Below are 18,428 nucleotides of genomic sequence, written 5' to 3'. Positions count from 1 at the left end.
GATACTGGCCGATAGTGCGGGGCGGGGCTTGCCATGCCCCGCCCGCCATGGGAGAGGATGGTGGAACTCGTACGAAGGGCAATTCAAAGATGACCATCGACCCGTCCTCCATTCCGAACTTCGGGGGCCAGCCCGATCCGCAGGATTCAGGACCGGCGGGCCCCGTCGTTCCCGACCAGGATCTGGTCAAGCAGCTCCTTGAGCAGATGGAGCTGAAGTACGTCCTGGACGACGAGGGTGACCTCGCCGCGCCGTGGGAGGAATTCCGCACGTACTTCATGTTCCGCGGTGAGGACGACCAGCAGGTCTTCTCCGTGCGGACGTTCTACGACCGCCCGCACGGCATCGAGGAGAAGGTCCAGCTCCTGGAGCTGATCGACGACTGGAACCGCCGCACCCTGTGGCCCAAGGTCTACACGCACACCCACGACGACGGCAGCGTCCGGCTCATCGGTGAGGCGCAGATGCTCATCGGCACCGGCGTGGCCCTGGAGCACTTCGTGTCGTCCACGGTCAGCTGGGTCCGCGCCTCGATCGAGTTCGACAAGTGGCTCGTCGAGCAGCTCGGTCTTGAGCAGGACCTGGAGTCCGGCAAGGGCGACGACGAGCCGGGCGGCGACGCCTGAGCGGAGTCGGCGCCTCGGCGAGCCCGCACTTGAGCGGAGCCCGCACTTGAGCGGAGTCGGCGGCAACCGCGCTCACAGCGGTACGTCCGCGTCCGTCAGGAGATAGGCGCCGTAGCCGAGCGACAGCCCGGCCAGGACGGTGATCACCACGATCACGGTCCTGGGCCGGGCTTTCGCCATTGCCCACGCCACCGGCAGCAGCAGCGGGAAGGCGGGCAGCAGGAAGCGCGGTCTGCACTCGAAGAACCCGCTGCCGCCCACGACCACCAGCAGCAGCGCGCCCGTGTACACGAGCACCGGCAGCGGCGGCCGGCCGCGGTCCCGCAGGAGCCGCACGAAGAGCACCGCGGCGATCCCCACGAGCACCACGCTGACCAGCACCGCAGGCGGCCGCTCACCCAGCGCGATCTGCTCCAGGACCGGCGGCCATCCCGCGCCGAAGTCGAACCGCGACCCCCAGCCGTCCTGCACGGTGAAGTACCCGCCGAGCAGATCGCCGGTGCGCGCCCCGGCCCACAGGACGTACCCGGCCCAGCCGAGCGGTGCGATCACCGCTGCCGCGTGGACCCTTCCGCGGGCGCGCCCCCGGACCATCTCGTACAGCGCGGCCGCGCACACCGCCGCCGCCACCGCGTACCCGTTGGGCCGGGTGAGCCCCGCGCCGACGGCCAGCGCGGCGGCCCACAGCCATCGCCCGGTCAGCAGCGCGTAGAGCGACCAGGCGGCGAACGCCGTGAGCAGCGGCTCGGTGTACGCCATCGACAGCACGACGGAGTGCGGCAGCAGCGCCCACACCAGCACCAGCAGCACCGCCACGCGGCGCCCGTACAGCCGTTCGCCCACCGCGTGGATTCCGCAGGCGCCCAGCGCGGCCGACGCCCAGGAGACCAGCAGCCCGGCGCCGCCCCCGCTGATTCCCAGCACGGCGGAGGCCGCCGCCACGATCCCCGGGTACAGCGGAAAGAAGGCCAGATCGCTGAAGACCCGTCCGTCCGGCCTGAGGAGCGTGCGGCCGTAGCCGTGCGCGGCGATCGAGCTGTACCAGCGGGAGTCCCAGGAGTTCCCGAGCAGCGCCACCGGGTCCCGCCCCTCGTACGAGGCCCAGAGGGCCAGCGCCGCGAGCCCGGCCAGCCGCACGGCGAGGAAGAGCGCGACGGCCGGGGCGGCCCGGCGCAGCAGCGCGGCGCCCCCGGGCAGCGGTGGTGCGCCAGGGGCGGGGAGAGCCGCGGGGAGAGACGGGGACAGAGACGGGCAGAGAGCTGCGGGGCTGGCTTCGGTGGGTCCGGTGTCGGTGGCTTCCGTGCCGGATCCTTCCGCGTCGGCGGACAGGGGGCACCTCCGTGGTGCGCGCTGAGTCGGTCGGTCCTTCCGACTCTCCGCGCCGCCCGGCGCCCGCGCGACCGGGGTCGGCCGACCGGGTCAGCCGACCGGGTCAGCCGCCCAGCCGGCTCAGCCGTTCGCTCGCGTCCCGGAGCACCTCGTCCCGCTTGCAGAACGTGAAGCGCACCTGACTGCGGCCCGGCTCCGGGTCGTCGTAGAACACCGAACTCGGCACCGCCACCACACCGCAGCGCTCCGGCAGCGCCCGGCAGAAGGCGAGCGCGTCCTTCTCGCCGAAGGGGGCGACGTCGGTGGTGATGAAGTACGTGCCCTGCGGCTCGTACACGGTGAATCCGGCGGCGCGCAGGCCAGCGTCGAGCAGGTCGCGCTTGCGCAGCAGATCGGTCCGCAGGGTGGTGAAGTAGCTGTCCGGGAGCCGCAGGGCCTCGGCGACGGCGTACTGGAACGGTCCCGCGCTCACATAGGTCAGATACTGCTTCGCCGTGCGGACCGCCGCGACCAGGGCCGGGGAGCCGGTGACCCAGCCGACCTTCCATCCCGTGAACGAGTACGTCTTGCCCGCCGACGAGATGGAGACGGTGCGCTCGCGCATTCCGGGCAGCGCCGCGATGGGGCGGTGGGTGCCTTCGTAGACCAGGTGTTCGTACACCTCGTCGGTGACCACGAGCAGGTCGTGTTCGACGGCGAGTCCGGCGATGGCACTCCGCTCGTCATCGGTCAGGACCATGCCGGTGGGGTTGTGCGGCGAGTTGAGCAGCAGCATCCGGGTGCGGGGTGTGACGGCGTCCCGCAGCGCGTCGAGGTCGGGGCGGAAGTCCGGGGCGCGGAGGGTCAGCGGTACGCGGACGGCGCCCGCCATGGCGATGCAGGCGGCGTACGAGTCGTAGAACGGCTCGAAGGCGATCACCTCGTCGCCCGGCTCCAGCAGGGCGAGCATCGCGGCGGCGATGGCCTCCGTGGCCCCCGCGGTGACCAGCACCTCCGTGTCGGGGTCGAAACCGATGCCGTAGAAGCGCCGCTGGTGGTCGGCGATCGCCGAGCGGAGTTCCGGGATGCCCGGACCCGGCGGGTACTGGTTGCCGCGGCCGTCGCGCAGCGCCCGGACCGCCGCCTCGCGGACTTCCGCCGGGCCGTCGGTGTCCGGGAAACCCTGCCCCAGATTGATCGCGCCGGTGGCCGTGGCCAGCGCGGACATCTCCGCGAAGATCGTCGTGCCGAGTCCGTCCAGCCGGCGGTTGAGCAGCGGCCGTCCGCCGACGTGTCCCGTGGAGCTTCGCGTAGTGGTCATGGCGGCCATCCTGCGCCGAACCTCTGGACTTCCTCAACTCCTGCTTGAGCGGGTGCGTACCGGGGATTTGCCTGTCACACGAGAAGTCCGGCAGCCGGGCGGGGACCGACGGGGGGCCCGCTCCGCCGGACGGAGAAGAGGTGAGGGCCGTGGGCGTTTTCATCTTGGCAGTGGTGGTGTGCGTGCTGGTCGCGCTGTTGGCCGCGGACCGGAAACGCCGTGGGCGGGGCGGGCGTGGCGGCAGCCGGAGCGGTTCGTCCACCGCGGGCGGGGTCGCGGGCGGTACGGCGGGCGGCAGCTGGTGGGCCGGGGACAGCGGCTCGGGGGGTCACTCGGGCGGCCACCACTCGGGCGGGCATTCCGGCGGGCACCACTCCTGCGGCGGTGGCGGCCACTCGTCCTGCGGCGGCGGGTCGTCCTGCGGGGGCGGGTCGTCGTGCGGCGGTGGCGGCGGGGGCTGCGGCTCCAGCTGACCGGGTGAGTCTTACGCGGGTCAGTCTTACGCGGGTCGGTTTGCGCGGGCCGGTTCGACGCCGTTCAGTTCTGCGGCCCCGGCCCTCGACTCCGCCCCGTGGCCCGTCTGTTCACCGGCCCGGACCCTCAACTCCGTACTGCGGGGGCCTTCCCAGGGCGCCCGCCGGTCAACACCCGGCGGGCGCCTTCTGTCTGTCTGTGCCGGTACCCGCTGTGTCCGCACCGGCGCCCGCTGCCGTGACCCATCTCTCCAGCTGGTCACGGAGCCCGGACGCTCAGCCGCTCGCGGCCCGGCAGCAGGGCGCACCGTCCGCCCCACAGCTCCCCTCTCGGCTTGCTCCGTATCCCCATCACCGCCGGTTTGTTGAACGTATGAACAGCGGAGCCCCCGGGGGGATGGAAACCCCTTCAACTTGGGTAAAAACGCTGTGAGCGTCGCGTACTTCGTGATTCCCTCCATGTGAGAAAGCAGCCCTCGGACCTGAGACCTGACCGTGGCCCATGCCGGCGTCTCTTTCCCTGACACCTGCTCCGGGGAGAACCCCGTCCATCTGCCGATTGTGTGTTTGCGGAGCCCACCCATGCTCACGACCCTCAGTACTGCCTACACCGACACCCGTGCCGCCGATCTGGCCTGGGCGCTGGGCCGCGAACCGCTGCCGGCGCTCGCGGTCCTCGATCTCGAACTCGGCGGCGCCAAGCTCCAGATGAGGCTCCTCGGCGCCTCCCACCAGGTACTTCTGGAGGAGGAGGGAGGCGCCTGTTCCGAGACCGTCGCCTGCATTCCGGGAAGCAGCACCCCTTTACCGCTCGGCGTCGCGGAGCGCGTCGGCGACTGGGGGTACGAGTTCGCGGCCTGCGTCGAGACGCTCTCGGAATGCTCGTTCGCGGGGCGCGCACAGGAGTTGCTCGCGCTGGTCGCCGACCATCCGAACGGCATCGCCGGTACGTTCCCCGGCTCGCCGCACGCCTTCACCGCGATGCTCGCGCAGCGGCACGAGGGCCAGGTGCACTGGCGCACCTGGCATGCGTACCCGCAGGAGGGGCAACTCGTGGTGACGCGCACCCGGGTTGGGGTGCGTATCCCCGTCGAAGCCTGATCCGCGCCCTCGTGGGTGACAGGTCGCGTGCGCTTCGTGACGTAGCGTTCGTAGCGTGATCGACCAGTCCGCGCCCCCCGAGACCCAGGACGCGCGGCTCTCCGTACGCCCGGGGACCGGCAGACTGCTGGTGCTCGCCACGGTCTTCGTCTGCGCCGCCTGCGGACTGGTCTACGAGCTCGAACTGGTCGCGCTCGCTTCGTACTTGATCGGGGACTCGGTCACCCAGGCGTCCGTCGTGCTGTCCGTCATGGTCTTCGCGATGGGGATCGGCTCGCTCCTCGCCAAACGGCTGCGGGTCCGTGCCGCCGTGGGCTTCGGCCTTGTCGAGGCGGCGCTCGCCCTGACCGGCGGCGGCTCGGCGCTCGTGCTGTACGCGTCGTTCGCCTGGGCGGGTGGCGGTGGTTCGCGGTATGCCCTGGTCGGATTCTCGCTGGCGATCGGTGTGCTGATGGGCGCCGAGATCCCGTTGCTGATGACGCTGATCCAGCGGGTGTCGCGCCAGGACGCGGGCGGCGCCGTGGCCGACCTGTTCGCGGCGGACTACGTGGGCGCCCTGGTCGGCGGTCTCGCCTTCCCGTTCCTGCTCCTCCCCCTGCTCGGCCAGCTCACCGGGGCGCTGCTCACCGGCACGGTCAACGCCGTGGCCGGCGGGGCGCTGGTGCTGTGGCTCTTCCGGCGCGACCTGACGACGCGCGCCCGGACGTGGCTGATCCTGGTGAACGCACTGGTGCTCGCCGTGCTGGCCACGGCGACGGCCCTGGAGAGCGACTTCGAACTGGCGGCGCGGCGTGCGGTGTACGGGGCGCAGGTGCGGGTCGCCGAGCAGACCCGCGTCCAGGAGATCGTCCTGACCCGGTCCGCGCACGGAACCCTCAACCTCTTCCTGGACGGCAGGCTCCGGGTCGATGGCGCGGACGAGCGGCAGTACCACCGGGCGCTGGTCGACCCCGCGATGCGCGGCCCGCACCGGAACGTACTGATCCTGGGCGGCGGCGACGGCCTCGCAGCCCGTGAGGTGCTGCGCCACCGGGGGGTGGCGTCGGTGACGCTGGTCGAGCTGGACCCCGGTGTCGAACGGCTGGCCCGCACCGATCCCGGTCTCTCCGCGCTCAATGGTCACGCGTACCGCGACCCGCGGCTGCGGGTGGTCACGGGCGACGCCTTCAACTGGCTGCGCTCGTCGAGGTCGGCGTACGACGTGGTCGTCACGGATCTGCCCGATCCCGGGATCACCGCGAGCACCAAGCTCTACTCGGAGGAGTTCTACGGGCTGGTGTCGCGGGTGCTGGCCCCGGGCGGCCGGCTGGCCGTCCACGCGGGCCCGGTCGCCACCCGTCCCGGCAGTTTCTGGACGGTCGACGCGACTGTGCGGGCGGCCGGTCTGCGGGCGGTCCCGTACCGGGCGACGGGCCGGGGTGCGGGCTTCGCCGCGGGCCCCGACCGGGCGAAGGGCACGGGGAAGACGTCCAGCGACTGGGGCTTCGTCCTGGCGGCTCGCAAGGATCCGTGGCTGGGGCGGGCTGCCGGGGGCACCTGGTCACGTGTGCCGGGGCGCCCGCCGGGTGTGCCGCCGTCGACGCTGGTGCATCCGCGGTACGGGGGGTGAGCGGGGTGGGGGCGGTGGAGGGGGCACCGGCCGGGGCCGTTTTCTGCCGGCGGGGGCCGAAAGGCAGACGAGTCGGCCGTGGCTGAGTAGGCTCGGCTTCCATGGAGCATGAGGTGTTCGTTCCGGTTCCGGCAGAGTCCGTCCGACGGGTCCTGGCGGACCCAGCCCGTGTGGCCCGCTGCGTACCGGGGCTCCAACAGGACGCGGACAGTACGGACGGCCGGGATGGCGCGCTCGCGGGCCGGCTCAAGGTCCGGATCGACGGGCACACGATCACGTACCGCGGCAGTATGCGCATCGCGGAGCGGCACGGTGGCTACGAGGTCGACGGCGAGGGCACGGAAGCGCGCGGACCGGGCTCGGTGAAACTCTCGCTGAAGGTGGAGCTGACCATGGCCGGTGCCGGTGCCGGTGCCGGCGCGGATGCGGGTGCGGACGACCCCACGGGTACGACCCTGAGGTGTACGGGAACGGTTCAGGCGACCGATGGCCGTCTGGCGGACCTTGCCCCCGAGGCGGTGCTGACGGCCGCGCGGCGCCTGCTTGACCGGTTCGGGGACCGCGTACGGGCCGAGGCCGAGTCTGAGACCGGAACCCAGGCCGGGGCGCGGGGCGCGGACCGCCCGGTACCGGATGAGGACCCGGCGCCTGCGGAGCAGCCGTCCGCGCCCGGCGATTCCGCGCCCGGCGACTCAGGGGGCAAGGGTTCCGGGGCAGAGGGTTCCGGGGCAGAGGGTTCCGGGGACGAGTCCGGGGCGTCCGTGTTCGATACGGAGGTGCCGCCGCCGTCGCTGGACCCGGTGTCCGACGCGGGCTTCACCTCGGCGGGCGATCCGCCAGTGGAGGCCGCACACGCCCGCCGCACGATGATCGGCCGCAGTGCGGAGGAGGTCGACCACGCCCCGCCCCGCGGCCGCTACGCCCCGGTGCCGGCCCCGTCGTCGAGCACGGCGGGAGCGACCCTGCGCTGGGCGGCCCCGGCGGCGGCACTGGCGCTGGCATCGGCGGTCGTGGTGGGCCGGGCGCTGCGACGCCGACGCTGAACCGGGCGGCCGAGCGGTCCCGGTCCCGTTAGGGTCGGGGCGTGAGTAGCGAAGAGGTCCGGCTGGTCGCCGGCGACGTCGAGTTGACCGTGAGCCCCGAGAACGGGTGCCGTATCCGCAGCCTCCGCCTCGGTGGCACCGAACTGCTGCGCCAGGGAGCCAAGTTCGGCTGTTTCCCGATGGTGCCCTGGTGCGGCCGTACCGGGAACGGGCGGTTCACCAACGGCGGCATCCCGCACCAGCTGCCGCTGAACTCCCCGCCGCACGCCATCCACGGCACCGGCCGCAGCACCGCGTGGCGGCGCTCCCGGCCCGGCAGCAACGACGGCTCCGGTGTGGCGGTGTTCACCTACGATCTGGCCGACCCCTGGCCGTACCCGGGCCGGGTCACCCAGTCCTTTGAGCTGACCGAGTCCGCCCTGACTCTCACGCTCGGTGTGGAGACCTACGGCGACTCGTTCCCGGCGCAGGCGGGCTGGCACCCCTGGTTCAACCGGAGCCTGGGCGCCGGAGGCGATGCGCAGGTCGACTTCCAGCCCGCCTGGCAGGAGGAGCGCGGCGAGGACCACCTGCCCACGGGCAAGCGGATCGACCCGCTCCCCGGTCCCTGGGACGACTGCTTCGGGATGCCGGACGGCGTGGATGTGACCCTCACCTGGCCCGGGCAGCTGGAGCTGAAGGTGCAGAGCCGCGACGAGTGGGTCGTGATCTACGACGAGCAGGCGGAAGCGGTCTGCGTCGAGCCCCAGTCCGGGCCGCCGAACGGCCTGAACACGCTGCCCCGCCTGGTGACGCCCATCGACCCGCTGGAGATCGCGACGACCTGGAGCTGGCGCCGCCTCTGAGCCATCGAGGAGCCGGAGTGGAACGGCCCCGAGCCGGCGTGGAACTGACCCCGAGCCGCCGCGAGGCCGCCCGCCGAGCCGCCGCGAGGAAGTCCGGGCGTCATCGCAATTAAGCTCGGGGGCATGACTGACGTACGCGCTGATCTGCTCCAGCACATCAAGAACAAGGCCGTGGTGCACGGCAAGGTGATGCTCTCCTCGGGGCTCGAAGCCGACTGGTACATCGATCTGCGCCGGATCACCCTGGACGGCGTGGCCGCGCCCCTGGTCGGCCAGGTGATGCTGGATCTGACCGACGAACTGGACTTCGACGCGGTCGGCGGCCTGACGCTCGGCGCCGACCCGATCGCGGACGCCATGCTGCACGCCTCCGCCGCACGCGGAAAGACGCTGGACGCCTTCGTCGTACGCAAGGCCGCCAAGGCCCACGGGATGCAGCGCCGCATCGAGGGCCCGGACATCAAGGGCCGCCGCGTCCTGGTCGTCGAGGACACCACCACGACGGGCGGTTCTCCGATGACCGCCGTGGAGGCGGTGCGCGAGGCCGGTGGCGAGGTCGTGGCAGTCGCCACGATCGTGGACCGTGACACCGGCGCCGCCGAGGTCATCGCCGAGGCGGGCGTGCCGTATGTCTTCGCGTACAGCCAGGGCGACCTCGACCTGTGAGGTCCTGACTACCGGGTGTGGTTTCACGTGAAACCACACCCCGTCGCCCGGGTCAAGGCACCACGCCCGGTGGACCCGCGCCAGGAGTCTGGAAAGATGGGGGCGACGATGACGTCGCCCCCAGGTCAGGGACCACATACGCACACCGCACATCCCAAGGAGCGGACAGATGCCCATCGCAACCCCCGAGGTCTACAACGAGATGCTCGACCGGGCGAAGGCAGGCAAGTTCGCCTACCCGGCCATCAATGTGACCTCGACCCAGACCTTGCACGCGGCGCTGCGCGGCTTCGCCGAGGCCGAGAGCGACGGCATCATCCAGATCTCCACCGGCGGTGCGGAGTTCCTGGGCGGCCAGTACGCCAAGGACATGGTCACCGGATCGGTCGCGCTCGCCGAGTTCGCGCACATCGTCGGCGAGAAGTACCCGGTCACGGTCGCGCTGCACACCGACCACTGCCCCAAGGACAAGCTCGACGGCTATGTCCGTCCGCTCCTTGAGGTCTCCCGCAAGCGGGTCGAGGCCGGTCTCAACCCGCTCTTCCAGTCGCACATGTGGGATGGCTCCGCCGAGACCCTCGCCGACAACCTGGCCATCGGCCAGGAGCTGCTGGCGCTGGCTACCGCCGCGAAGATCATTCTTGAGGTCGAGATCACCCCGACCGGCGGCGAGGAGGACGGCGTCAGCCACGAGATCAACGACTCGCTGTACACGACCGTCGACGACGCGCTGCGTACCGCCGAGGCGCTCGGTCTGGGCGAGAAGGGCCGCTACCTGCTGGCCGCTTCCTTCGGCAACGTGCACGGCGTCTACAAGCCGGGCAACGTCGTCCTCCGCCCCGAGCTCCTCAAGGACCTCCAGGAGGGCGTCTCCGCCAAGTACGGCAAGCCCGCCGGCAGCCAGCCGTTCGACTTCGTCTTCCACGGCGGCTCCGGGTCCTCCGCGGAGGAGATCGCCACCGCGCTGGAGAACGGCGTCGTGAAGATGAACCTCGACACCGACACCCAGTACGCCTTCACCCGCCCCGTGGTGGACCACATGTTCCGCAACTACGACGGCGTCCTGAAGGTCGACGGCGAGGTCGGCTCCAAGAAGACCTACGACCCGCGCACCTGGGGCAAGGCCGCCGAGGCCGGCATGGCGAAGCGCGTCACCGAGGCCTGCGCGAACCTGCGCTCCACGGGCACCCGCATCAAGTAGTAGGCACGTCCGTCACGCCGGGCCCGGTATCCCGACCAGGGGTGCCGGGCCCGGCGTATCCGCAGTCACCGTCGGATCAGCCAGGTCAGAGAGGGCACCGCACATGGGGTACGACGCGGAGTACGACTTCGACACCGCTGTCGACCGGCGCGGTTCGTGGAGCGTCCAGTGGGACGGGGTCGCGGACCGGTTCGGCGTGGCCGGGTTGCTGCCCTTCACCATCTCCGACATGGACTTCCGCTGCCCGCCCGAGGTCCTCGCCGCCCTCCACGAGCGGATCGACCACGGGGTCTTCGGCTACACCGACTGGCGGCTCGGGGAGTTCCGGGACGCGATACGCGACTGGTACGCGACCCGCTTCGACACCCGGATCGACACCGGCCGGCTCGTGTACGGGCCCTCCGTGCTCAACCAGCTCTCGCAGCTGCTGCGGATGTGGACCCACGAGGGCGACGGTGTGGTGGTTCACACCCCCACCTACGACGGCTTCACCAAGGCGGTCTCCGGCCTGGGCCGGGAGCTGCGCGGCTGCCCGGTGGACGACGACGCGGAGCTGGAGCGACAGCTCGCCCGGCCGGACAGCAAGGTCCTGCTGCTCTGCTCGCCGCACAATCCCACCGGCCGGGTGTGGACCCACGACGAACTGACCCGGTTCGCCGCACTCGCCGGGCGGTACGGCGCCGCAGTCGTCTGCGACGAGATCCACGCCGACTTCGTGCACGACGGGCACCGGCATCTGCCGTGGACCCGGTACGGGCGCGGCCGCTGGGCACTCGTCACCTCCGGCAGCAAGGCGTTCAACTTCCCGGCGCTGACCGGTTCGTACGGCATGATCGGCGACCCGGACGACCGGGCGGAGTACCTCACCCGTATGGAGACGGCTGAGGGGCTTGCCTCGCCCGCTGTGCTCTCGCTGACGGCGCACATCGCGGCCTACCGGTACGGGGCGGCCTGGCTGGACGCGGTGCGCGCGTACACCGCGGCGAATCTGTCGATGCTCGCCGAGCGGCTGGACACGGCCTTCCCCGGGCTGGGCTGGGCGCCTCCGCAGGCCGGCTATCTCGCCTGGATCGATCTGCGCCCACTGGGCATCGACAGCGCGGCGCTCCAGCGCCGGCTGATCGAGGTGGAGAAGGTGGCGATCATGCCGGGCTCGGTCTACCGGGCGGATGGGTTCGTACGGCTCAACCTGGGCTGCCCGCGGAACAAGGCGGAGGCGGGCGCCGACGCGCTCGTGCGGGCTGTCCGGGCCGTGCGGCCGTAGCCGGGAGCGCTTGCGGGCGACCACGCGACGTCGCGGCACGGCCTGGCGCGAGCGGCCGGGGGAGCGCCTGTCCGGTCCGGGGTCTGCTGCCCGTGGCAGCTGTATCCGCCGGGGCCAGGCAGACTGGCTTCCATGTCCATTCACGAGAATCTGCTCGGGGGCCCTCCCGAGACCCGTCTTCCCGACGACCCCGAACCCCGCGAGCTCCTCGCGGGTGGCACCGCCCCCGCCGATGTGGCGGCGAAGTACCCGACCTCCTCGCTCGCCTGGGCGCAGCTGGCCGACGACGCCTTCGAGCACGGGCGGGTCGTCGAGTCGTACGCCTACGCCCGTACCGGCTACCACCGCGGTCTCGACTCGCTGCGCCGGGCCGGCTGGAAGGGCCACGGCCCCGTGCCGTGGGACCACGAGCCGAACCGCGGCTTCCTGCGCGCCCTGCACGCCCTGGCCCGCGCCGCGCAGTCGATCGGTGAGCACGAGGAGTACGAGCGCTGCACGGAGTTCCTGCGTGACTCCTCGCCGGCTGCGGCGGACACGCTGGGCTGAGCCCGGCGGATTGTGTGCGGCGGCCGGTCCCCGGGGGGTTGCCCGGGGACCGGCCCACCGCGTTCCGGGAGCCGTCGGGCCGTTACGGAGGTGCCCCCATCGCGGCGCGGGCCCGCAGATCATTGCCTGTGCCAGAGCCGTTCCAGGTCGATCAGCTGTTGTTCCGAGCGTCTGTTCGGGCATGGCGGGCAAGGACCGGACACGCACGCATGTGTCCGGTCCTTGCTTGTCTTGCCGAGGAGGAGGTTTGGCGTCAATGATGAAGGTGGGGACCGGGGCCCACCTGTCGACGGAAGGGGCGGACCGCTACCTGGAGCACGACCGAGGAGACAGCGATGTCTACGCCTTCGCACGACCCCGCCCCGAACCACCACCCGGCCCCGAGCCACGCCCCGGCTTCGAGCGACCCGGCCCCGAATCTGGACTTCGCGGGGACCACCCCGTACGAGGACTACGTCCAGGCGGACGTCCTCACCCACCTCCAGCATCTGCGTTCCGACGATCCGGGCGAGATGGTCTTCCTGGTGACCACCCAGGTCATGGAGCTGTGGTTTACCGTGATCGTCCATGAGTGGGAGACCGCGGCGGCAGCCCTGCGCGGTGACGATCTGCCGGCCGCCCTCGCCGCCCTGAAGCGCTCCACGTACGAACTGCAGTCGCTCAACGACTCCTGGCGGCCGCTGGCCCAGCTCACGCCCGCACAGTTCAACGCGTACCGCGGTGCGCTCGGCGAGGGGTCGGGCTTCCAGTCCGCGATGTACCGCAGGCTGGAGTTCCTGCTGGGCGATAAGTCCGCTTCGATGCTGGTCCCGCATCGCGGAGCGCCGCGGGTCCACGCCGAGCTGGAGAAGGCGCTCCAGGAGCCGAGCCTGTACGACGAGGTGCTGCGGTTCCTCGCCCGGCACGGGCAGCCGGTGCCCGCCGCCGTGCTTGAGCGCGATCTCTCTGCGAAGTACGAGCCGTCGCCGGAGGTCGAGGCCGTCTGGACCGCGGTGTACACGGGGGAGCAGGACTCCCCGCTGGTACAGCTCGGCGAGGGGCTGACCGATGTCGGCGAACTGGTGTGGCGCTGGCGCAACGACCATCTGGTCGCGACCCGCAGGGCGATGGGGTCCAAGACCGGCACGGGCGGCTCGGCCGGGGTCGCCTGGCTGGAGAAGCGCGCCGCGAAGAGCGTGTTCCCCGAGCTGTGGACGGCACGCAGCCATGTCTGACCCAGCCACCCGGCAGGACCCGGCCACCCGGCAGGACCCGGCGACCCGGCAGGACCCGGCGACCCGGCAGGACCCGGCCACCCGGCAGGACCCGGCGACCCGGCAGGACCCGGCGACCCATGGCGAAGCCCCGGCGGTGCCGCATTCGCCGATGCCCCCGACGACCTCGATGCCCCCGACGACCTCGATGTCCCCGTCCACCGCGATCCCCCCGACGACCGAGGACCAGCTGATGAAGCCCGCACCGGTGCAGTCCGAGCCCGACCTGTCCGCCCTGCCCGGCCCCTCAGCCCCGTCCGCCCTGTCGGACCTGTCCGACCTGGCCCGCCGGGCCGCCGAGCTCGACGCCGCCGACGAACTGGCCCCGCTCCGGCAGCTGTTCACCGTCGCCCCCGGCACGGTCTACCTCGACGGCAACTCCCTCGGCGCCCTGCCCCGGCACGTTCCCGCGCGGATGCAGGAGGTCATCACCCACGAGTGGGGTGCGATGGGCATCCGCTCCTGGGAGGAGTCCGGCTGGTGGACCGCGCCGGAGCGCATCGGTGACAGGATCGCGCCGCTCGTCGGTGCGGCGCCCGGCACCGTGGTCGTCGGCGACTCGACAAGCGTCAACGTCTTCAAGGCACTTGTGGCAGCGGTCCGGCCGGCCGGGGACGACCGAGACGAGATCCTGGTCGACGCCGCGACCTTCCCGACGGACGGCTACATCGCCGCGTCGGCGGCCCGGATGACCGGCCGGCGGATCGTCCCGTACGCACCGGGCGACCCGGTCGGCCCCCGTACCGCCGCCGCCCTGGTCAACCATGTCGACTACCGCACAGGACGGCTGCACGACCTGCCCGCCGTGACCGCCGCCGTGCACGCGGCGGGCGCGGCGGTCGTCTGGGATCTCTGCCACAGCGCGGGTGCGCTGCCGGTCGGGCTGGCGGCCCACGGCGTCGACTTCGCGGTCGGCTGCACCTACAAGTACCTGAACGGCGGGCCGGGTTCGCCCGCCTTCCTGTACGTGCGCCCGGACCTCCAGGCCTCTTTCGACTCCCCGCTGCCGGGCTGGAACTCGCACCAGGACCCGTTCGGCATGGAGCCCGGATACACCCCGGCCGACGGCGCCCCGCGCGGCCGGGTCGGCACCCCCGACATCCTCTCGATGCTCGCGCTGGAGTCGGCGCTCGATGTATGGGACGGGGTGTCGGTCGAGGCGGTCCGGACCAAGTCACTCGCCCTGACGGACTTCTTCCTGGAGTGCGTGAACCTCGAATCGGTGACCCCGGCCATCCACGAACAGCGGGGCAGCCAGGTGTCGCTGAGGTGCGAGAACGCCGGGGCGGTCATGAAGGAGCTGATCGCCCGCGGCGTCGTCGGTGACTTCAGGCCGCCGGACATCCTGCGCTTCGGGTTCACCCCGCTCTACGTCAGTTTCGGCGATGCGCTGCGTGCCGCGCGCGTTCTGGGGGAGGTACTGGCCTGATAGCGTCCCCGCTGGTCAGGGCAATCCGGCCCGCACAGAGAGAGGTTGAAGCCGTATGTCGGACGACGCAGAGGCCGATTCGGTCCTCGCGCATCCCGCAGTCGCCCCCGATGCCACCGCTGCGTACGGCGAACACCCCGACCAGGCCGTGGACTTCTACGCCCCGCACGGCGGCGAGGGGCCGGTCCCGCTCGTCGTCGTGCTGCACGGCGGCTCCTGGCGGCAGCGGTACGACCGCGGGCACATCTCTCCGTTCGCGGCCTTCCTGGCCCGCCGGGGCTTCGCGGTAGCCAGTGTCGAGTACCGGCGGGGCGGTGCCGAGGAGGCGAGCGCCGGCCGGTGGCCCGACACCCTCGATGACGTCGCCGCCGCCCTGGACGCGCTGCCCGATCTCGTACCGTCCGGCCTGCCGCGTGCCGACCTGCGCCGGACGGTCCTCACCGGGCACTCGGCCGGCGGGCACCTCGCGCTGTGGGCGGCCGCCCGGCACGTACTGCCGCCCGAGGCGCCGTGGCACCGTTCCACGCCGCCCTTCCGTGGGGTGGTCGCGCTGGCCCCGCTCGCACACTTCGCCCTCGCCCGTGAGCTGGGGGTGTGCGAGGGCGCAGTGGAGCAGTTCCTGGCGTCCGCCGACACGGCAGCGGCAGGCACAGCGGGCGCGGACACCACAGCCGTGGTCCGTGCGCAGTGGGCGGACCCGTCCGCTCTGCTCCCCACCGGCATCGCGACCACGGTCGTCCAGGGCCGGGACGACACCACCGTTCCGCCGCAGCTCGCCGACGCGTACGCGGACGCGGCGGCCAAGGAGGGCGAGCTGGTCGGCGTGACACTGCTCGACGGCGTCGGGCACTACGCGCCGATCGACCCGGCGGCCGACGCCTGCGCGGTGGTCGTCGCGGAGATCGAGCAACTGGCCTGGTGAGGACCGGCGCCCGTCGGCAGCACAACTGACCTCAATGAGGTCCGTCCCCCACCGGTAGTACCTGAGGAGGACCTCCCAGGTTCCGCATCAGTGCGGACGACCGGGACGGCGCCGCCGCCTACCGTGGTGCTGTGACCGATACAGAGACGCGGAGCCCAGAGCTACGACTGGCCCAGGGAGTCCTGGCGGGCCTGCGCCAGGACCTCTTCAACGATGCCTTCGCCTACCGCCCGCTGCAGCCGATGCGGACGGACGGACCGCTGACCAGGCGGTTGCCCGGCCGGATACGGGCCCGCGCGAGGTGGATCCCGCACGCGGTGGTGCTGGGCTTCGCCCTGATCACGCTGCTGCTGGCCGCCCACGGCACCGTCAGCTTCGAAGGGCCCCTGTCTCTCCTGACCGGTCTGATCTCGGCCGCTGCGGTCGTGATGACCCTGGTCAGGCCGGTCGGCGCCTGGTGGGTGTCGCTGGCGTCCGCCCCCGTCGTCAGCCTGCTCGGCAGCAGCTGGGGGTCCTGGCCCTGGCCCGACAGCGTCTTCCTCGCGCATCTCGTGGTGGTGACCGTGGTCGCGGCCAGGACCAGTCCGCGGACCGCCGCCTGGATGTGGGCGGGTACGGCGCTGTACGGGTTCCTCACGGGGGCGGTGGTGGGCCCTGTCGATATGAACGGCTCCAACATGGCGCTGATGCTGTTCCTCTCCGCGGTCGCCCTCCTCGTCACCACGACGGTGCAGGTCCGCCGCGAGGCGCACCGCGAGGTCACCGCCCAGCAGACGGTCACCGCCATCGAACGCGACCGGCGCACCCTGCTGGAGGAGCGCACCACCATCGCCCGTGAGCTGCACGACGTCGTCGCCCACCACATGTCGGTGGTCGCCATCCAGGCCGAGGCCGCCCCGTACCGGGTGACCGATCCGCCGCCCGAGCTGACCAGGTCGTTCGAGGTGATCAGGGAGAACGCGGTGGCGGCCCTGACGGAGCTGCGCCGGGTGCTCGGCGTCGTACGGGCCGAGGACTACGAGGCGCCGGACGCCCCGCAGCCCACCCTCGCCGAACTCGAAGGGCTGCTCACCAACGTCCGGGAGGCGGGCCTCGCCGTGGAGAAGACCGTGACCGGCGCGGTACGTGAACTCCCGCAGGGCGTCGAGCTGTCGGCGTACCGCATCATCCAGGAGGCGCTGAGCAACACGCTGCGCCACGCGCCGGGCTCGCAGGCCCGGGTGGAGATCAGTTACGTCCTGGGCGGGCTCGGTCTGCGCGTGATCAACGGGCCGCCGCAGGGCCTTGTCAAGCCTTCCCCGGGAGCCGGCCACGGCCTCACCGGGATGCGGGAGCGGGTCACCATGCTGAACGGTGAGATCACCACGGAGAGCACGGAGGACGGCGGTTACGAGATAGCCGCGTTCATCCCGGTGCAGCGTTCCGCGGAGGAGTCCGAATGACGGCCGCGCCGGCCATCAGAGTCCTGATCGTCGACGACCAGATGATGGTGCGCGAGGGGTTCTCGGTCCTGCTCAACGCGATGCCGGACATCGAGGTGATCGGCGAGGCGGTCAACGGTGTCGAGGCGGTGGCCCAGGTGGCGGCCCTGCGCCCGGACGTGGTCCTGATGGACATCCGGATGCCCGAGCTGAACGGCATCGAGGCGACCCGCGAGATCGTCGCGGCGGACGAGGCGGCGAAGGTGCTGGTCCTGACCACCTTCGACCTCGACGAGTACGTCTACCAGGCGCTGCGCGCGGGGGCGTCGGGCTTTCTGCTGAAGGACGCGTCGGCCCGCCAACTGGCCGATGGCGTAAGGGTGGTGGCGGCCGGCGAGGCGCTGCTCGCCCCCACGATCACCAAGCGACTGATCGTCGAGTTCTCCCGGCTGTCGGACACCCCGAGGCAGCCCTCGCTCGCCCGGGTCGAGGAACTCACGGAGCGCGAGAGTGAGGTGCTGGTGCTGATCGCGCAGGGCCTGTCGAACGCGGAGATCGCCTCCCGGCTGATCGTCGCCGAGTCCACCATCAAAACGCACGTGAGCCGGATCCTGGTGAAACTCGGCCTGCGGGACCGGACCCAGGCGGCGGTCTTCGCATACGAGACCGGGCTGGTCAGGCCGGGGTAGCGATCACTCGAACGGGCGATCGTCGCGGGTTCGGGCCCGGATCGGCGTCCGCCTGGCGACACTGGTGCTCGCACAGAAGGGGGTGCAAGATGACGGTTATGGCAGAGCGCACGTCTCAGATCACGGTCGAGGAATTCGAGAAGATCGCCAAGTTCTCGGCTACGGAGTCCGATGCCGTCAGGCTGGAGTTCATCGACGGTCGGATCGGAGACAGCGGAGTGCCGGACGGGGATCACAACGAGATCTGGATGTGGCTGCAGGGAATCTGTATGCAGCACCGGCCCGAACTCGGACTGTACGGCGGTGACCAGGGTCTGAAGGTCGAGTCGTACCGTAACGGCAGGGCGCGTCCGGACGGTTCTCTTGCCCCGCGGGGCAACTTCGCGGGGCAGGGTGAGTGGGCGGATCCGGACGGTGTGCTGATGACCGTCGAGATCACTTCGTACGACCGTGACACCGACCGCCGGGACCGCAAGGAGAAGCCCGTCGCCTACGCCGGCGCCGGGATTCCCGTCTATCTGCTGGTCGACCGCGAGGCCGGTGCCGTCACGGTGTTCAGTGCGCCGGACCCGGAAGGCGGCGGCTACCGCGACAGTCACACCGTCAAGTTCGGCGAAGTGCTCATGCTGCCCGACCCGGTGGGTATCGAGCTCGACACCGAAGTGCTCCAGAACTACGTGCGCTGACCCCCCGGGGTGAGGGACCCGCCCC

At 71.6% G+C, this 18,428-nt stretch carries 18 protein-coding genes; 16 read left to right on the top strand and 2 right to left on the bottom strand.

What is annotated here, in order from left to right:
* Window positions 1-89: 89 nt before the first annotated feature.
* Window positions 90-626, top strand: a complete 537-nt coding sequence (locus tag OG452_RS16010; protein WP_327296273.1) for a YbjN domain-containing protein — start codon at window positions 90-92, stop codon at window positions 624-626.
* A gap of 72 nt (window positions 627-698) precedes the next feature.
* Here OG452_RS16010 and OG452_RS16005 read toward each other — a convergent pair whose 3' ends face one another.
* Together OG452_RS16005 and OG452_RS16000 are read right to left on the bottom strand one after the other, a co-directional pair.
* A complete protein-coding gene (locus OG452_RS16005) occupies window positions 699-1,763 on the bottom strand; it encodes a hypothetical protein (RefSeq protein ID WP_327296272.1) in 1,065 nt (354 codons plus the stop codon).
* Between the two features lie 295 nt (window positions 1,764-2,058).
* Complete coding sequence (locus tag OG452_RS16000) at window positions 2,059-3,264, bottom strand: pyridoxal phosphate-dependent aminotransferase (protein WP_405562027.1); 1,206 nt, start codon at window positions 3,262-3,264, stop codon at window positions 2,059-2,061.
* A gap of 140 nt (window positions 3,265-3,404) precedes the next feature.
* Here OG452_RS16000 and OG452_RS15995 point away from each other — a divergent pair, with 140 nt between their 5' ends.
* From OG452_RS15995 to OG452_RS15925, 15 genes are all read left to right on the top strand, one after another.
* Complete coding sequence (locus OG452_RS15995) at window positions 3,405-3,728, top strand: hypothetical protein (protein ID WP_327296270.1); 324 nt, start codon at window positions 3,405-3,407, stop codon at window positions 3,726-3,728.
* A 582-nt stretch (window positions 3,729-4,310) separates the two neighbouring features.
* Window positions 4,311-4,829 (top strand): DUF2617 family protein, encoded by a 519-nt coding sequence (locus OG452_RS15990; protein WP_327296269.1) that lies wholly within the window; start codon window positions 4,311-4,313, stop codon window positions 4,827-4,829.
* 55 nt (window positions 4,830-4,884) lie between these two features.
* Window positions 4,885-6,438: a polyamine aminopropyltransferase gene (locus OG452_RS15985; RefSeq protein WP_327296268.1), complete on the top strand. Its 1,554-nt coding sequence runs from the start codon at window positions 4,885-4,887 to the stop codon at window positions 6,436-6,438.
* Between the two features lie 170 nt (window positions 6,439-6,608).
* Window positions 6,609-7,481: a carbon monoxide dehydrogenase gene (locus OG452_RS15980; RefSeq protein WP_442810025.1), complete on the top strand. Its 873-nt coding sequence runs from the start codon at window positions 6,609-6,611 to the stop codon at window positions 7,479-7,481.
* Window positions 7,482-7,522: 41 nt separating this feature from the next.
* Complete coding sequence (locus OG452_RS15975) at window positions 7,523-8,326, top strand: aldose epimerase family protein (protein ID WP_327296266.1); 804 nt, start codon at window positions 7,523-7,525, stop codon at window positions 8,324-8,326.
* Between the two features lie 123 nt (window positions 8,327-8,449).
* Window positions 8,450-8,992, top strand: a complete 543-nt coding sequence (pyrE, locus tag OG452_RS15970; RefSeq protein ID WP_327296265.1) for an orotate phosphoribosyltransferase — start codon at window positions 8,450-8,452, stop codon at window positions 8,990-8,992.
* Between the two features lie 169 nt (window positions 8,993-9,161).
* Entirely contained in the window at window positions 9,162-10,193 is a 1,032-nt protein-coding gene (fbaA, locus tag OG452_RS15965; RefSeq protein ID WP_327296264.1) for a class II fructose-bisphosphate aldolase, read from the top strand.
* A gap of 103 nt (window positions 10,194-10,296) precedes the next feature.
* Window positions 10,297-11,457 (top strand): MalY/PatB family protein, encoded by a 1,161-nt coding sequence (locus OG452_RS15960; RefSeq protein ID WP_327296263.1) that lies wholly within the window; start codon window positions 10,297-10,299, stop codon window positions 11,455-11,457.
* A gap of 132 nt (window positions 11,458-11,589) precedes the next feature.
* Complete coding sequence (locus tag OG452_RS15955) at window positions 11,590-12,003, top strand: DUF3151 domain-containing protein (RefSeq protein WP_327296262.1); 414 nt, start codon at window positions 11,590-11,592, stop codon at window positions 12,001-12,003.
* Between the two features lie 335 nt (window positions 12,004-12,338).
* The gene (locus tag OG452_RS15950; RefSeq protein ID WP_327296261.1) at window positions 12,339-13,217 is read left to right on the top strand and encodes a tryptophan 2,3-dioxygenase family protein; all 879 of its coding nucleotides are present in this window, start codon (window positions 12,339-12,341) and stop codon (window positions 13,215-13,217) included.
* Between the two features lie 310 nt (window positions 13,218-13,527).
* Window positions 13,528-14,685: a kynureninase gene (locus OG452_RS15945; RefSeq protein ID WP_327299652.1), complete on the top strand. Its 1,158-nt coding sequence runs from the start codon at window positions 13,528-13,530 to the stop codon at window positions 14,683-14,685.
* A gap of 55 nt (window positions 14,686-14,740) precedes the next feature.
* Window positions 14,741-15,607 (top strand): alpha/beta hydrolase, encoded by an 867-nt coding sequence (locus OG452_RS15940; protein WP_327296260.1) that lies wholly within the window; start codon window positions 14,741-14,743, stop codon window positions 15,605-15,607.
* 131 nt (window positions 15,608-15,738) lie between these two features.
* Window positions 15,739-17,049 carry a sensor histidine kinase gene (locus OG452_RS15935; protein ID WP_327296259.1) on the top strand — a complete coding sequence of 437 codons (1,311 nt, stop codon included), beginning with the start codon at window positions 15,739-15,741 and terminating at the stop codon, window positions 17,047-17,049.
* Complete coding sequence (locus OG452_RS15930) at window positions 17,046-17,717, top strand: response regulator transcription factor (protein ID WP_327296258.1); 672 nt, start codon at window positions 17,046-17,048, stop codon at window positions 17,715-17,717. Before OG452_RS15935 ends, OG452_RS15930 begins: the two co-directional genes overlap by 4 nt.
* Window positions 17,718-17,806: 89 nt before the next feature.
* On the top strand, window positions 17,807-18,403 hold the full coding sequence (locus OG452_RS15925) for a Uma2 family endonuclease (RefSeq protein WP_327296257.1): 597 nt from the start codon (window positions 17,807-17,809) through the stop codon (window positions 18,401-18,403).
* Window positions 18,404-18,428: the final 25 nt, after the last annotated feature.

Source organism: Streptomyces sp. NBC_01197, assembly GCF_036010505.1.
Lineage (GTDB): Bacteria > Actinomycetota > Actinomycetes > Streptomycetales > Streptomycetaceae > Streptomyces.
The sequence above is the reverse complement of the archived record's forward strand: the minus strand, read 5'-3'. Positions and strand labels throughout refer to the sequence as shown.

Bases quoted from the DNA above. Each gene is read 5' to 3' on its own strand.
- fbaA (WP_327296264.1), top strand. From the start codon at position 9,162: ATGCCCATCGCAACCCCCGAGGTCTACAACGAGATGCTCGACCGGGCG.
- pyrE (WP_327296265.1), top strand. From the start codon at position 8,450: ATGACTGACGTACGCGCTGATCTGCTCCAGCACATCAAGAACAAGGCC.
- OG452_RS16010 (WP_327296273.1), top strand. From the start codon at position 90: ATGACCATCGACCCGTCCTCCATTCCGAACTTCGGGGGCCAGCCCGAT.
- OG452_RS15950 (WP_327296261.1), top strand. From the start codon at position 12,339: ATGTCTACGCCTTCGCACGACCCCGCCCCGAACCACCACCCGGCCCCG.
- OG452_RS15925 (WP_327296257.1), top strand. From the start codon at position 17,807: ATGACGGTTATGGCAGAGCGCACGTCTCAGATCACGGTCGAGGAATTC.
- OG452_RS15955 (WP_327296262.1), top strand. From the start codon at position 11,590: ATGTCCATTCACGAGAATCTGCTCGGGGGCCCTCCCGAGACCCGTCTT.
- OG452_RS16000 (WP_405562027.1), bottom strand. From the start codon at position 3,264: ATGGCCGCCATGACCACTACGCGAAGCTCCACGGGACACGTCGGCGGA.
- OG452_RS15930 (WP_327296258.1), top strand. From the start codon at position 17,046: ATGACGGCCGCGCCGGCCATCAGAGTCCTGATCGTCGACGACCAGATG.
- OG452_RS15990 (WP_327296269.1), top strand. From the start codon at position 4,311: ATGCTCACGACCCTCAGTACTGCCTACACCGACACCCGTGCCGCCGAT.
- OG452_RS15940 (WP_327296260.1), top strand. From the start codon at position 14,741: ATGTCGGACGACGCAGAGGCCGATTCGGTCCTCGCGCATCCCGCAGTC.
- OG452_RS15960 (WP_327296263.1), top strand. From the start codon at position 10,297: ATGGGGTACGACGCGGAGTACGACTTCGACACCGCTGTCGACCGGCGC.